7 protein-coding genes are annotated in these 14,669 nt (G+C 72.4%); 5 read left to right on the top strand and 2 right to left on the bottom strand.

Going from position 1 to position 14,669, the window contains the following annotated elements; translation table 11 throughout:
* Window positions 1-52: 52 nt before the first annotated feature.
* Together FIC82_RS01135 and FIC82_RS01130 are read right to left on the bottom strand one after the other, a co-directional pair.
* On the bottom strand, window positions 53-748 hold the full coding sequence (locus FIC82_RS01135; RefSeq protein ID WP_154797238.1) for a hypothetical protein: 696 nt from the start codon (window positions 746-748) through the stop codon (window positions 53-55).
* A 153-nt stretch (window positions 749-901) separates the two neighbouring features.
* Window positions 902-1,282, bottom strand: coding sequence for a MerR family transcriptional regulator (locus tag FIC82_RS01130; RefSeq protein WP_154797237.1), 381 nt, complete (start codon window positions 1,280-1,282; stop codon window positions 902-904).
* A 123-nt stretch (window positions 1,283-1,405) separates the two neighbouring features.
* Here FIC82_RS01130 and FIC82_RS01125 point away from each other — a divergent pair, with 123 nt between their 5' ends.
* From FIC82_RS01125 to FIC82_RS01105, 5 genes are all read left to right on the top strand, one after another.
* Window positions 1,406-2,959: a SulP family inorganic anion transporter gene (locus FIC82_RS01125; RefSeq protein WP_168731371.1), complete on the top strand. Its 1,554-nt coding sequence runs from the start codon at window positions 1,406-1,408 to the stop codon at window positions 2,957-2,959.
* 114 nt (window positions 2,960-3,073) lie between these two features.
* Window positions 3,074-4,141, top strand: coding sequence for a DUF389 domain-containing protein (locus tag FIC82_RS01120; RefSeq protein ID WP_154797236.1), 1,068 nt, complete (start codon window positions 3,074-3,076; stop codon window positions 4,139-4,141).
* 113 nt (window positions 4,142-4,254) lie between these two features.
* Window positions 4,255-6,141 carry an alkyl/aryl-sulfatase gene (locus tag FIC82_RS01115; RefSeq protein ID WP_216609952.1) on the top strand — a complete coding sequence of 629 codons (1,887 nt, stop codon included), beginning with the start codon at window positions 4,255-4,257 and terminating at the stop codon, window positions 6,139-6,141.
* A 177-nt stretch (window positions 6,142-6,318) separates the two neighbouring features.
* The gene (locus tag FIC82_RS01110) at window positions 6,319-14,220 is read left to right on the top strand and encodes a DUF5979 domain-containing protein (RefSeq protein ID WP_154797234.1); all 7,902 of its coding nucleotides are present in this window, start codon (window positions 6,319-6,321) and stop codon (window positions 14,218-14,220) included.
* On the top strand, window positions 14,217-14,636 hold the full coding sequence (locus FIC82_RS01105) for a phage holin family protein (RefSeq protein ID WP_154797233.1): 420 nt from the start codon (window positions 14,217-14,219) through the stop codon (window positions 14,634-14,636). Before FIC82_RS01110 ends, FIC82_RS01105 begins: the two co-directional genes overlap by 4 nt.
* Window positions 14,637-14,669: the final 33 nt, after the last annotated feature.

Raw genomic sequence — 14,669 nt, 5'->3', positions numbered from 1 at the left:
CTCGACCGGACGTGCCGATCTCGCCAGGAGCTGCCGATCTCGCACGTCGCGCTCAGCGCCGGTCCCCGAGCGCGAAGCCGAGCGCGGTGACGAGGAGCCAGACCGGCCCGACGAAGCCCGCCATGTACTGCAGCGGCGACACTCCCGCGAGCAGCGCGATCCCGCCGAGCACGAACCCGACGACGCCGATCCAGCGCGGCGCGGCGGCGTGCCGCAGGGCGGCGACGCCGAGCGCGACGCCCGCGACGCCCGCGCCGACCCACAGCCAGGGGATCGTCGCGACCCAGTCGCTGTAGAACGCGCCCGACTCGGGGACGATGAGCGCCGTGTCGCCGAGGCCGAAGAGGAACTGCGTGTCCAGGCCCGAGCCGAGCAGCCCGGCGACCGAGACGAGCACGAGGCCCCAGCCCGCGACGGTCGGCAGGAGCGACCCGGCGGGCGCCTGCGCGTCGAGCCGGCGCTTGAGGCCCGCGGCGAACACGAGCGCGAGCAGCGCGCACGCGATCGTCGCGGTGTGGAAGAGGATCTGGGTCCCCGTGCGGCCGGCGAGGTCGGCGACGATCGCGTCGGCGTCGCCGGCGGTCTCCTCCCAGTTCACGCCGAGCGCCATCGAGGACTGGATCGAGACCAGGCCCAGGACCCCGGCGACGACGCCGGTCCAGGCCCACGCGCGGGGCGTCGTGCCGCGCGAGCGGCGGGTCGGGTCGCCGGCGAGCGGCGACGGGGTGGTGAGCGAGCTGTCCTGCATGGGACGACCTTCCGTTCGGGCCGCCCATCCCGCGGCCGGGGCCCGCCACGTGCCGCGGCGGTCCCCGCAGGCTCGACCGGGCGGCGTCCCGGGCCCCAGGGGCAGGTGTCCCGACCTCGCGGGCGGGGGGCGAGGGAGGCCGGGACCCCTGCCTCAGCGCGCCGTGAGGACCGCGATGAACTCGTCGGCCATGGCGAGCTTGCGCGCGAGGTCGGCCCGGCGCTCCCCGGCGGTCTCGACGTACACGGCGAGGCGCTCGCGCAGCCGGGCGTCGACGTCGCCCGCGGCGAGCCGGTCGGAGATCTCCAGCAGGTCGGCCATCTCCTCGAGCGTGAACCCGAGCGGCTTCATGCGACGGACGACGAGCAGCCGCTCCACGTCCCGCTCGGTGTAGAGCCGGAAGCCGCCGTCGGTACGCCCCGACGGGCGCACGAGCCCGACCTCGTCGTAGTGGCGCAGCGTGCGCAGCGACAGGCCGGTGCGGGAGGCCACGGCGCCGATATGCATCGTGGCCGGTGCGGGGCGGTCGCTCATGGAGGCAAGTCTCTCGCGTCGGCGCGCGGGCCCGGGCAGGTGGAACTCTACCCTAACGTGAGGGTAGAGTTCTGGACCGCTCGGTCCGGTCCTCGGGGCGTGCCCCCGACCCGAAGGAACGCCGTGCCGAACGACGACCGCGTCACCCCGCCCGAAGCTGCTCCGGCGCCCCGACCTGCGACCGGCGCGACGGAGGCCGATGCGTCGTACTCCGTCCTGGCCGCGCTGCGGTCCCCGCGCCGGCTCAAGACCGAGGTGCTCGCCGGCCTCGTCGTCGCGCTCGCGCTCATCCCCGAGGCCATCGCGTTCTCGATCATCGCGGGCGTCGACCCACGCCTCGGGCTCTTCGCGTCGTTCACCATGGCGGTGTCGATCGCCTTCCTCGGCGGCCGGCCGGCGATGATCTCCGCCGCCACCGGAGCCGTCGCGCTCGTCGTCGCCCCGGTCGCCCGCGACCACGGCGTCGACTACCTCGTCGCCACGGTGATCCTCGCCGGCGTGATCCAGGTCGTGCTCGGGCTGCTCGGCGTCGCTCGCCTCATGCGGTTCATCCCGCGCTCGGTGATGGTCGGGTTCGTCAACGCGCTCGCGATCCTCATCTTCCTGTCCCAGCTCCCGCACCTCCAGGGCGTGCCCTGGGCGGTGTACCCCCTGGTCGCCGTCGGCATCGCGATCATGGTGCTCCTGCCGCGCTGGACGACGGTCGTCCCGGCACCGCTAGTGGCGATCGTGCTCCTCACCGCCGCGACGACGACCGCGGCGATCCACGTCCCGACCGTCGGCGACGAGGGTGCGCTGCCGGACTCGCTGCCCTCGCTGCTCCTCCCCGACGTCCCCCTGAGCGTCGAGACGCTGCGGATCATCGCGCCGTTCGCGCTCGCCATGGCCCTGGTCGGCATCCTCGAGTCCCTGCTCACGGCCAAGCTCGTCGACGACGTCACGGACACCCGCTCGAACAAGACCCGCGAGGCGTGGGGCCAGGGCGCCTCGAACATCGTCACCGGCCTCTTCGGCGGCATGGGCGGCTGCGCCATGATCGGCCAGACGATGATCAACGTGAAGGTGTCGGGCGCTCGCACACGCGTCTCGACGTTCCTCGCCGGGGTGTTCCTCCTGGTCCTCGTCGTCGGGCTCGGCGACGTCGTCGCGACCATCCCCATGGCTGCACTGGTCGCCGTGATGATCATGGTGTCGGTCGGCACCTTCGACTGGCACTCCGTCCGCCCGACGACGCTGCGTCGCATGCCGAGGTCCGAGACGGCCGTCATGCTCGCCACCGTCGTCGTCACGGTGTGGACCCACAACCTCGCGTACGGCGTCGTCGTCGGCGTCCTCGTCGCGACGCTGCTCTTCGCGCGCCGCGTCGCCCACCTCACCACCGTCACCCGGCTCGACGTCTCCGACGAGGACGACCAGCGCGTCTACGCCGTCGAGGGCGAGCTCTTCTTCGCCTCGTCCAACGACCTCGTCCACCAGTTCGACTACGCCGGCGACCCGCGCCACGTCGTCATCGACGTGACGCACGCCCACGTCTGGGACGCCTCGACCGTCGCGACCCTCGACGCGATCAGGACGAGGTACGAGGCCCGGGGCAAGTCCGTCGTCGTCGTCGGTGCGAACGCCGACACCACGGCACGCCTCGACCGGCTCGCGGGCAGGCTCGGGACCGGGCACTGACCCACGCCTCGCGGGGACCCGACCGGCGTCCTGCTCCGCTGGCAGCGACCTGGTCGCGCGCCTACTGTTTCCCCGCGCCGGGTCGCCCCGGAGCCCACGTCGCTGGAGGCGCCCATGTCCCCGCCCGCCGAGCCAGGGACCGACCACGTCCCGCACCCTCCGACCCGTGACGAGGGCCGCACGCTCCGGCTGCTCGTGCCCGCCGCGCAGCGCCGACCCCTCGCCGAGGTCGCGGACCGGCTCGACCTCGACGTCGGCGACGTGCGGGCCAAGCGGTCCGCGTTCTGGACCATGCTCGTGCTCTCCGGCGTGATCGCCGTCGCGGGGGTCGTCACCGACTCCACAGCGACCGTCATCGGCGCGATGATCATCGCCCCGCTCTCCACGCCGATCCTCGGGGTCGGGCTGGGCGTCGTCGCCGGTGCGCCGAGCAAGGTCGGGCGGTCCGCGGCGTACGTCGTCGGCGGCCTCGCCCTCGTCGTCGCGATCGGGATGCTCGTGACCCTCGTGCTCCCCGCGACCACCGACGTCCTGGCCAACTCCCAGGTGACCGGCCGGACGTCGCCCGGCGTCGGCGACCTGGCCGCCGCGTTCGCGACCGGCTTCGCGGGAGCGATCGCGCTCGCCCGTCGGGACCTGGGCGACGTGCTACCCGGCATCGCCATCGCGATCTCCCTCGTCCCGCCGCTCGGCGTCGTCGGGGTCTGCCTGGGGGAGGGGCAGCCCTCGCTCGCCGCGGGCGCCCTGCTGCTCTTCGCCTCGAACGCCGTCGCTCTCGTCGTGGCAGCGACCGTCGTCTTCTCCGGCGCCGGGTACCTCCGGGAGGCGCGCGCCGCGCGCCGGGGCGCGCCCGCCCCGCGGCGCCGCGTCGCTGCGGTCGTCGCCCTCGTCGCGGTCCTCGTCGTCGCCGTCCCCATGGTGGCGAACACGGTGCAGGCGGCGCTCGCGGACCTCTGGCTCGGCCAGACGCGCGCCGCCGCGGAGGAGTGGCTGTCCGGGACGGACGACGCGTCCGTCGACACCGTGCGGTGGGAGGGGCAGGACCTCGTCGTCGAGGTGCGCAGCCCCGGGAGCCTGCCCGACGTCGCGACGCTCCAGGAGCAGGTGGACGAGCTCGTCCCCTGGGACCCGCAGGTCGTCGTCGTCCACACGGTCGGTGAGCGCGTCGACCCTGCGGGCTGAGTCCGGTCGTCGGCCCGGCACGGCACCTACGGGTCACAGCCCGCGGACCGATCGGTCCGACGGGCGCGTCCTTCCGGATGCGGTCCTCCGACGGCGCTGCCATGCTCCGAACCATGTCGACTCCGAAGCCAGCAACGCCCACGATCGTCCAGCAGCAGCAGGCACTGAAGCAGTCGCTCCCCTTCTCGGACACCCGCGATTTCGAGGATGCGAACCGGGGCCTCGTCGCCGCCATCGAGGCTCCGGTCCTTGCCGACGACGGCACCGTACTCTGGGACAACTCGACCTACGACTTCGTGACGGGCGAGGCGCCCGACACGGTGAACCCGAGCCTCTGGCGGCAGTCGACGCTCGCCGCCACGGACGGCCTGTTCGAGGTCGTGCCGGGCATCTACCAGGTGCGGGGGATGGACCTCTCCAACACCTCGTTCGTCGAGGGGGACGAGGGAGTCGTCGTCATCGACACGCTCCTGTCGGCCGAGACGGGGGCGGCGGCGCTCGCGCTCTACCGCAAGCACCGCGGCGACCGCCCGGTCAAGGCAGTGATCTACACCCACTCCCACGCCGACCACTTCGGCGGGGTGAAGGGCTTCGTCTCGCAGGAGGAGGTCGACGCCGGAGCGGTGAAGATCTTCGCGCCGGAGGGGTTCATCGAGCACGCGGTGTCCGAGAACGTGTACGCCGGCACGGCGATGAACCGCCGCGCCGGGTACATGTACGGCGCCGCGCTCGCGCGAGGTCCGCAGGGCGGTGTGGGCGCGGGCCTCGGCCAGACGCTGTCGATCGGTCTGGTCTCGCTCATCGCCCCGACGGACCTCGTCACGACGACGGGGCACGAGGAGGTCGTCGACGGCGTCCGCATGGTGTTCCAGATGGCACCGGGTACCGAGGCCCCTTCGGAGATGCTCATCTACCTGCCGGACTTCAGGGCGCTGTGCGCTGCCGAGGACGCGACGCACAACCTGCACAACCTGCTGACGCTGCGCGGCGCCGTCGTGCGCGACCCGAAGGCGTGGTCGAACTACCTCACCGAGACGATCGACCTGTGGGGCGCCGACGTCGAGGTCGTCTTCGCGTCCCACCACTGGCCGACGTGGGGCCGCGAGCGCGTGGTCGAGTTCCTCTCCCTCCAGCGCGACCTGTACGGCTACCTGCACGACCAGACGCTGCGGCTGCTCAACAAGGGGCTCACGGGACCCGAGATCGCGGAGGAGATGGTCCTCCCGCCCGCCCTCGAGAACGCCTGGAGCACGCGCGGCTACTACGGTTCGGTGAGCCACAACGTCAAGGCGATCTACCAGCGTTACCTGGGCTGGTTCGACGGCAACCCGGCGCACCTGTGGGAGCACGTCCCCGTCGAGCGGGCCAAGCGCTACGCCAAGCTCGCCGGAGGTGTGGACGCCCTCGTCGCGAACGCCCGCGAGGCCTTCGACGCCGGCGACTACCGGTGGGCCGCGGAGGTCGCCAACCACGCCGTGTTCGCCGAGCCGGACCACGCGGACGCACGCGAGGTGCTCGCCGACACGTACGAGCAGCTCGGCTACGGCTCGGAGAACGGCACGTGGCGTGACTTCTACCTGTCGGGCGCGACCGAGCTGCGCGACGGCCAGTTCGGTACCCCGACCGAGACGACGGCCCCCGACGTCATCGGTCAGCTCACGCCGGCGATGCTGTTCGACGCCATCGCCATCACGGTGAACGGCCCGAAGGCGTGGGACGAGAAGCTCTCGATCGACGTCGCGCTCACCGACGTCGACGAGCGCTACCGCCTCCGGCTCGCCAACGGCGTCCTCACCTACAGCGCGGCGCCGCAGAAGGGCGACGCCGACGTCACGCTCACCACGACCAAGCGTGCCCTCCCGGCGCTTGCCACCGGCGCCCTCACCGCTGAAGGGCTCGCGCAGGCGGGCATCGAGCTCTCCGGTGACGCCTCGGTCCTCGGACGGCTCGCCGCCGTGCTCGACCCCGGCGACAAGAACTTCGCGATCGTCACGCCCTGAGCCTGCCGACGCCCGCGTCGCAGCCGCACGGCGGTGGCGCGGGCGTCGTCGTGCCCGGACCTACCTGGACGGCCGTCCCCGTTCGCCGCGACGAACCCGAGGCGCTGTGTCAAGGTCGTGACGGCGGGCGTGCGTCGGCACGCGCCGTGGGGCTGGACATGACCGGAGGGCGACGGCATGGCGGACGGGCGGACGACGCAGGCGACACGGGGGACGCGAGCGTGGGCCGCGCGGCACGCGAGACGACTGCGCCGGGCGTGGGCCGTCGTCGGGACGTTCCTCCTCGCGCTCCCGCTCGTCCTCGTGCCCGCCGTGCCGGCCTCGGCCGCCACGTGGAGCATCGGCAAGGAGGCGACGACGCCCGGACCGTACAGCCCGGGACAGCTCGTCACGTACGAGGTGCAGATCTCCTGCTCCGACCCGAGCACCGCGTGCCAGAGCACGGTCTTCACCGACGACCTGCCGGACGGGCTCCAGCTCGTCTCGGCCGAGATCATCAGCCAGCCGAGCGGGACCACGGGCAACCTCACGGCCGACACCACCGGCGATGTCGTCACGGCCACGTGGCCGTCGTTCACCAACGGTCAGCAGGCGACGATCTCCATCACCGTCCAGATCGATCCCGACCTGCCGTACAGCGCGAACGGCGTACCGATCACGAACACCGCGTCCGTCGTCGCGGACAACGCCCCGCAGAACACCGCGGACGCGACGATCACGCCGGACGTCGAGCTCGTCCTGGGCTCCGAGACGACGAAGACGATCGTGCCCGAGGGGGCGCTCGCCGCCCCGGGGACGCCCGCGACCATGACGATCGGCGCGACGAACACGTCGAACGACCCGGTCGACACGCTCGTGGTCCAGGACCCGGTCGACCCGACCGCGGACCCGAACCCGTTCACCTACCTCGAGTACGTGAGCACGGGCGACGTGACGCTGCCGCCGAACGCGACGACGGTCACCGAGGAGTACTGGGACGGGGACTCGTGGGAGCCGCTCGACGACACCGTCGACCCGGCGACGGTCCAGGGCGTCCGGTACACGTTCAGCGGCGACATCCAGCCGGGCGCCACGGCGAGCGTCCCGGTGGACGTGCAGCAGAGCGACACGGTCGAGGACCTGACCGAGCCCACGACGATCACCAACGACACCTCGTCGTACGTCACCCACCCCCAGGGCGAGTCCGAGCCCACGACCGCGGACGACACGTACGTCGTCACGCCGCCGGACACCGGCGTGACCGCCTCCAAGAGCTTCGACCCCGCGACGGTGAGCGCGGGCGACCCGACCACGGTGACCATCGGCGCGACGAACACCGGCACGCCCGTCGACACGCTGACCGTCACGGAGCCCGCACCGGGGACCACCAACCCGTTCGAGGGCGACGACCCGCTGACGTTCACCGGGTTCGGGCCGACGGGCGACGGCACGGGGGTGCAGTGGCCGAGCGGGGCGAGCGGGGCGACGGTCACCTTCACCTGCGCCGACGGCTCCACCCCGGAGATCGACGCGGCGGCACCCAACACGCTGCCGAACCCGCCGGACGGCTGCGTCGTCCTCGGCTTCACGGTCGTCTTCACCGGCGACCTGCCCAACGGCGCGACGACGTCGATCCCGTTCACGGCCGACACCGACCCCGACCAGGACGTCGAGGACGTCACGCACCCCAACACCGTCGAGGCGACGGTGCCGAGCGCGGACCCGGCCGACTCCACCGCGAACCTGGTGACGCTCGTCGACCGGCTCGCGACGACCACCGACAAGCTCATCTCCCCGAGCACGATCCCCGCGATCCCCGGGCAGAGCGTCATCGTCCAGCTCCCGACCCAGCTCCTGCCGTTCGGCCCCGACGGGTCGACGACGAACGCCGACCAGATCGTGATCTCCGACCCGACGGACCCGACGACGCCGAACGAGTGGTCGGACAGCTTCGTCCCGACCCAGGTGCGCAGCACCGACGTCCCGGCCGGCTCCACCCTGACGATCAACTACTGGGACGGCACAGCCTGGGTGCCGGCACCTGGCTGCGGCCCGTACACCGGACCCGACACCGTGACCTGCGACCTGCCGGGCGACGCGGAGGGCGTCCAGTTCGTCTACGACTCGACGGACGGCGGGTTCCCGCCCGGGACGAGCTTCCAGCCGAACTTCGTGGCCGAGTACACGGGCGCCACCGACCGCGACGACCCGATCGAGAACTGCGGCGCCTCGAGCGCGACCTCCTCGACCGTCCCGGCGACGCCCCCCGCCGAGGGCTGTGACACCGTCGACCCGTTCCCCGTGGACGGCGAGGGCGACCTCGACCTCATCGACAAGACCTTCCTGGGGGGCGACCCGCCGAGCGTCCTCGCCCGGTCCGACGACCAGGTCACGGCGCAGATCACGTGGTCGACCAACGGCTTCTCCGGGGTGAACCCGCTGGTCCTCTCCGACGTCGCCGACGCCGTCGCAGCGGACGACCCGGCGATCGCCGGGTCGTTCTACGAGGCGTTCGACCTGGTTCGTGTCGAGGCGATCGACGCGACCCTGGACCCCCTGATGCAGTACGACCAGATCGAGAGCGTCGAGCTCTTCATCGACGGCGCCTGGGTTCCGGCGTCCGATGATCCGTGCCCGGAGGCGTGCGACGGGGGCTTCCCCGGCTACACGCTGTCGGCCGACGAGCAGGAGTCCGCGACCTCGGTCCGGCTCACCTACACGGAGTCGCCGTCGCGCAGCGCGACGCCGAGCGACCCCACCACCCCGGCCGTCGGGGACGGCGTCGCGCGCTCGACCCTCTCGAGCGGTCGGCACCTCGACCTGACGTTCGAGGTACGGGACTACAAGCGCAGCGACGGCAGCCCCGTCCTCGGGTCGACGAACGGGACGATCTACAACCTTCCCGACGACGCCGGTCTGGTCCGCGACACCGCACGGGCGACCGGCACGTTCGGGGGCGAGGACTACACGGACACCGACTTCGACGACGTCCTCATCATCGACCAGCCGCTCAACGTGACCGTGGCCAAGGACTGGACGGGCGGGCCGATCTCGGTGCCCCCGGCGGGCACTCCGGCGCAGTTCTACCCGACGACGGACGTGGTGGTCACGGCGACGAACGCGTCCGCCGCGAAGGTGGACCAGCTGCGCATCGTCGAACCCGGTGCCGTCGACTCGAACGACGTGCAGACCGCTCCGGGGACGAAGCCGTTCGACGCGTTCACGCTGCGGGCGATCGACGTCAGCCCGCCCGACGGTGCCACGAGCACGACGGTCCTTCTGACCGACGCGGCCGGGGAGACCGCCACCTTCACCGAGGCCGAGGCCGAGGCGCTGTCCGTCGGAGAGCTCGCCGACGTCGTCGGGGTGGTCGTCGAGTTCGACGGGCTCGTCGAGCCCGGAGCGAGCGGGACGCTCGACCTCACGCTCCAGCTCCGCGAGCTCGACCGGTACACCGGTGACCCGGTGACGGTCGCGGGGTACAGCCCCGTGCCGAACGGTGCCGTCGCCACGATCACGGACCCCGGCGGCGTCCCGGGCCAGGACGACCGCCAGGCGTACGACGACGCCACCATGGAGCTCCAGACCGCCGGTATGGACATGGCGGTGGGCAAGTCGTTCAGCCCCGACACGATCGTCGAGCCCGGGACGGGCCCGGTGACGATGACGATCACCGGTCAGCCGCTCGGTCCGTCGCGCAGCGTCGAGATGGTGCTGACGGACGACGACCCGCAGTTCTGGAACCAGTACGACTTCGTCGGGTTCGTTGGGGCCGCTCTCGTCCCGCCGATCCAGCAGGTGCGGGTCGACGCGTTCGTCGGCGGCACGTTCTCCGGCGACCCGGGCTCGGCCGACCCGGTGACCGTGACCGGGGGCGCCTGGGTCCTCGGCCAGGAGCAGACCTTCTTCGAGCTCCCGGCCTCCGTCGACCCGGCCGACGTGCAGGGTCTGCGGTTCACGTTCAGCCGCACCGACGGCTCGATCTGGGAGAACCCGGCGACGCCAGTGCAGACCGTGCCGATGTCCGTGGAGCGCCGCGAGGAGATGCGCTCGGGAGGCCCGGTGCTCCCGGACCTCGCCGAGAACCCGCCGGCCCCCGGTGAGACCGCGCCCGGCGCCGCGAGCAACTCGGTGCAGGGCAGCACGACGGGGGCGGACCTCGTCGTCGACCCCGGGTCCGGTGAGCTGGTCCCGGTGAGCGCGGAGGCCTCCGCGGACGCGTCGCTCCTCTACGAGCACGCGACCAACGGCGTGCAGATCGTCAAGGACTTCGACGGCGTGGTCTCCGGGAGCCTCAAGCCGCCGAACGCGGTGATCCCGATGAACGTCGCGATCACGAACACGGGCGACCGGCCGGTCGTCGACCCCGTCGTGGTCGACGACCCCATGCCCGCGGACGCGCTCGGCCCCCTGCTCACCCTGGCCGACGCGGAGCAGCCGTTCGTGTACGCGCTGAGCGGTACCGACCCGGACCCGACGACGCCAGACCTCCCCACGGACGCGGCGCTGGTGACGGTCGACCAGGTGGGGGACCTCGAGAGCCTGCGGTTCTCGTTCCCGCCCGGCTCGGTGCTGGAGCCGGACCAGACGTACACGATCACGGTGCTCGTGAAGTTCCGCGTCGGGCTCGCGCCGAACACGCTCGTCGCCAACACGGCCGGCGTGACCGGGGACCGGCCCTGGGACGAGTGCGTGACGCGCCTGGACGAGGAGACCGGTGCGTGCGAGGCGGACGCCGACGTGCGGCCCACGGAGACCGCCGTCATCGCCCAGTCGAAGTTCGTCAAGGCGACGAACGACGACGAGCTCGACGTGTTCGTGGACCCGGACTACACGGGCGAGCCGGTCGTCTGCGAGCCGGACGCCGAGGGCTTCTACTCCTACCCGTGCGTCCCCGTCATCGCCCCGGGGCACGACGAGACGTGGCACGTGCGCGTCGACAACGTCGGAAACAACCCGTTCACCAAGATCGTGGGGTACGACAAGTTCCCGACCCCGGGCGACACGGGCTCCTACGACACGTCCCCGCGGGGGTCCGCGTGGCAGCCGGTCCTCCGAGCCGACCAGCCCCCGACGCTCGTCAACGCGCCACCGGGGACGCAGGTGCAGTTCTCGTACACGACCGCGGACGCGCTCTGCAACGACGACATCGAGGACCCGCTGAACGAGCCGATCTGCCCGGCGGACGCCGAGACCGGGTGGCAGCCGTACGTCCCCGGTGTGCCGGTCACGAACCCCGAGGAGATCACGGCGATCAAGTTCGTCGTCACGTTCCCCGAGGACCAGCCGTTCGAGCCGGGCGAGTTCGTGGCCGTCGAGGCGACGTCGACGACGCCGCCGCAGGTCCCCGCCGCGGGCGACCGGTCGATCGCGTGGAACTCGGCCGCGGTGTCGGCGGCCTACGAGCGGTCGGACGGCACCATGCACAACCTCCTGCCCACCGAGGGGCAGAAGGTCGGCGTCGCGACGGCGTCCGGGCCGCTCGAGGTGAACAAGGTCGTCACGGGTGAGGGCGCGCAGTACGCGCCCGACTCGTTCTCGCTGTTCGTGCAGTGCACCTCCGCCGTCGGGTCGTGGCTCGAGACGCCGCTCGACCCGATCCCGGTCACGGTCGTCCCCGGGACGCCGACCGTCGTGCCGAACCTCCCGTACGGCGCCGAGTGCACCATCACCGAGGACGGGTCCAACGGGGAGACCCAGCTGCTCGTCGGCACGGTGACGATCGACAGCGAGGACCCGGAGAACCCCGTCTCGATCACCGCGACCAACGTCTACGAGCTGTCGAGCATCGAGATCTCGAAGGAGGTCGTCACGGACGCCGTCGACCAGGACGGGAACCCCGTGCCGTTCGGGCCGTTCGCGGTCGACGTCGCGTGCACGTTCCTCGGCGAGGACGTCTACGCCGACGGCTACGACGCCGAGAACCCGATGACCGACATCCCGATCGAGGACGGCGAGACGATCGAGCTCACGGGGCTTCCCGTCGGCTCGGTCTGCACCGTCACCGAGTCGGGCACGGGCAACGCGTCGTCGGTCACGATCACGGTGGACCAGGGTCTGCCCGGTCACCCGGTGACCACCGAGGGACCCACGACGGACGTCACTCTCACGCCCGACGTGCTCGGGGTGGGCACGAACGACGTCACGCTCACCAACACGTACGACGTCGGGGCGATCGGGCTCCAGAAGGTGGTCACCGGCGAGGGCGGCCCCGCCTACGGCCAGGGTCCCTTCACGATCTCCGTGGTCTGCACGTACGACGACGACGGCGACGGTCCGGGCGAGCCGCGCACGGTCTACGACGGCGAGGTCGTGCTCGGCGGCGCCGGGCCGCTCGACGCGCAGATCGCCAACCTGCCGACGGGCGCGGTGTGCGACGTCGAGGAGACCGACGACGGCGGGGCGACGAACCCCGACGAGGACGTCGTCGTCGTGCCGGACACCGTGACGGTCGGCAGCGGCGACGTCGCGAACGTCGTCATCACCAACACGTTCGACGTCGGGTCGATCCAGGTCGACAAGGAGCTCGCCGGCATCGGCGCGCTCTACGGCCCGGGACCGTTCGAGGTGACGCTCGCGTGCACGTACGAGGGCGTGGAGCTGACCGTCCCCGGGGGTGCCGTCCGGGAGATCGACGGCGGTGCGAGCGTCGTCTACGACGGCCTGCCGGTCGGAGCGGTCTGCTCCCTGACGGAGACCGACGACTTCGGGGCGTCGTCGACCGCGATCGTCGTCGACGGCGGCGAGCCGGTCGCCGGGACGACCGTCGACGGCATCGTCGTCCCGCCGGCGGACCAGGGCGCGCCGACGACGGTGACCGTGCAGGTGACCAACACGTTCCTCACCGCACCCCTCGTGGTGCGCAAGGTGGTCGACGGCGACGCGGCGGGGTTCGCCCCGCCGATGCCGGAGCTGCCGCCGCTGCCCGAGGTGCCGGACGGCCCGATCGACCCGGCCGACCTCCCCGCGCTCCTGGAGCAGCTCGAGCAGTACCTGTCGTCCGTGCCGTTCGAGGAGTTCCCGTACGCGGTGACCCTCGAGTGCACCACGAACCAGGGCGCCCCCGTGACGGTCATCCCGGGCGGGCCCGACCGCCGGTTCGGCCCCGGCTTCCCCGCGCTCTACTTCGGTCTCCAGGACGGTGACACGTGCACCGTCACGGAGACGGAGCAGGGCGGCGCGACCGACGTCGCGATCGCCCCGAACCCGGTCGTCGTGGACGGGGAGGCGACGATCCAGGATCCCGTCGAGCTCACCGTCACCAACACCTACGACGCGGGGTCGATCGAGGTCACCAAGGTCGTGGCCGGAGACGGTGCCGAGGCGTTCGGCGGGGGGCCGTTCACGGTGAGCGCGGCCTGCACGTTCCTGGGCGAGCCGATCGAGGTCCCGGGCGGTGCGGAGCGCATGATCTCCGGGGGCGAGGTCGCCGTCTACGACGGCCTTCCCTTCGGCGCGGAGTGCGTCGTCACCGAGACCGCGACGGGCGGGGCGTCGTCGACGACGGTCTCCACCGCCGTCGAGGGCGGCGAGCCGGGTGCGGCCGTCGTCGGGGCCGGACCGGCGCAGGTCACCGTGACCAACGTCTTCGACGTCGGTCGGGTCGTCGTGACGAAGGAGCTCGCCGGGCCGGGCGCGTCCCAGCACCGGGGCGACGCGTTCGTCGTCACTCTCGCCTGCACGTGGGACGTCGACGGTGCCGCGACGGACGTCGTGATCCCGGGCGGCGCCGAGCGGACACTCTCGGCCGGCGACGACTGGACCGCCGTCTACGAGCAGGTCCCCCAGGGGGCCGAGTGCACGCTCGCGGAGACCGACGCGGGCGACGCCGAAGCGGTGACGCTCTCCGTCGCCGGGACCGACGTGACGGTCGACCCCGACGACGCGACGCCGACGTCCGGGACGTTCACCGTCCCGACGGGCGACGCGTCCGAGGTCGACGCGACCGTGACCAACGCGTTCCGGCCCACCGGCGGGGGCAGCCTCCCGCCGACCGGGGCAGGCGTCGGGGCGCTCGTGGTGCTCGCCGTCCTCCTCACCGGGACGGGTGCCCTCCTGCGGTTGCGGAAGGTGCCCGGGGGCGGGACCGTTGCCGCATGATCCGCTTCCTGCTGAGCTTCGCGATCAACGTGGTCCTCGCCGCACTGGGCCTCCTCCTCGCCTCGAGCCTGTTCGACGGGGTGACCGTGCACGCGTCGGGGTTCGTCGTCGCCGTGCTGATCTTCGCGGTGGCCCAGGCGATCCTTGCGCCGTTCGTGTTCAACGTGGCGCGCAAGTACGCGTCGGCGATCCTGGGCGGCATCGGCCTCGTGTCGACGTTCCTCGCGCTGTGGGTCGCGACGCTGATCGGGGACGGGCTCGAGATCTCGGGCGCCGCCACCTGGGTCGGCGTGACGGTCGTCGTCTGGCTGGTCGGCGCGCTGGGGGGCTGGCTCCTCGGGTGGCTCGTCCTCACCCGCTGGTGGGACGGTCGCCAGGAGCAGAAGAGGATCCGCGAGGCCACGAGCAAGGGCTGACCGCGGCCGGCCCGCGCGACGGCTCGCCGGCGT

The sequence above is a fragment of the Cellulosimicrobium protaetiae genome (assembly GCF_009708005.2).
In the GTDB taxonomy this organism is placed as follows: domain Bacteria; phylum Actinomycetota; class Actinomycetes; order Actinomycetales; family Cellulomonadaceae; genus Cellulosimicrobium; species Cellulosimicrobium protaetiae.
The sequence above is the reverse complement of the archived record's forward strand: the minus strand, read 5'-3'. Positions and strand labels throughout refer to the sequence as shown.

What these genes read in the sequence shown, in the direction of transcription:
- FIC82_RS01135 (WP_154797238.1), bottom strand. Translation starts at nt 748, where the DNA reads ATGCAGGACAGCTCGCTCACCACCCCGTCGCCGCTCGCCGGCGACCCG.
- FIC82_RS01130 (WP_154797237.1), bottom strand. Translation starts at nt 1,282, where the DNA reads ATGAGCGACCGCCCCGCACCGGCCACGATGCATATCGGCGCCGTGGCC.
- FIC82_RS01120 (WP_154797236.1), top strand. Translation starts at nt 3,074, where the DNA reads ATGTCCCCGCCCGCCGAGCCAGGGACCGACCACGTCCCGCACCCTCCG.
- FIC82_RS01115 (WP_216609952.1), top strand. Translation starts at nt 4,255, where the DNA reads ATGTCGACTCCGAAGCCAGCAACGCCCACGATCGTCCAGCAGCAGCAG.
- FIC82_RS01110 (WP_154797234.1), top strand. Translation starts at nt 6,319, where the DNA reads ATGGCGGACGGGCGGACGACGCAGGCGACACGGGGGACGCGAGCGTGG.
- FIC82_RS01105 (WP_154797233.1), top strand. Translation starts at nt 14,217, where the DNA reads ATGATCCGCTTCCTGCTGAGCTTCGCGATCAACGTGGTCCTCGCCGCA.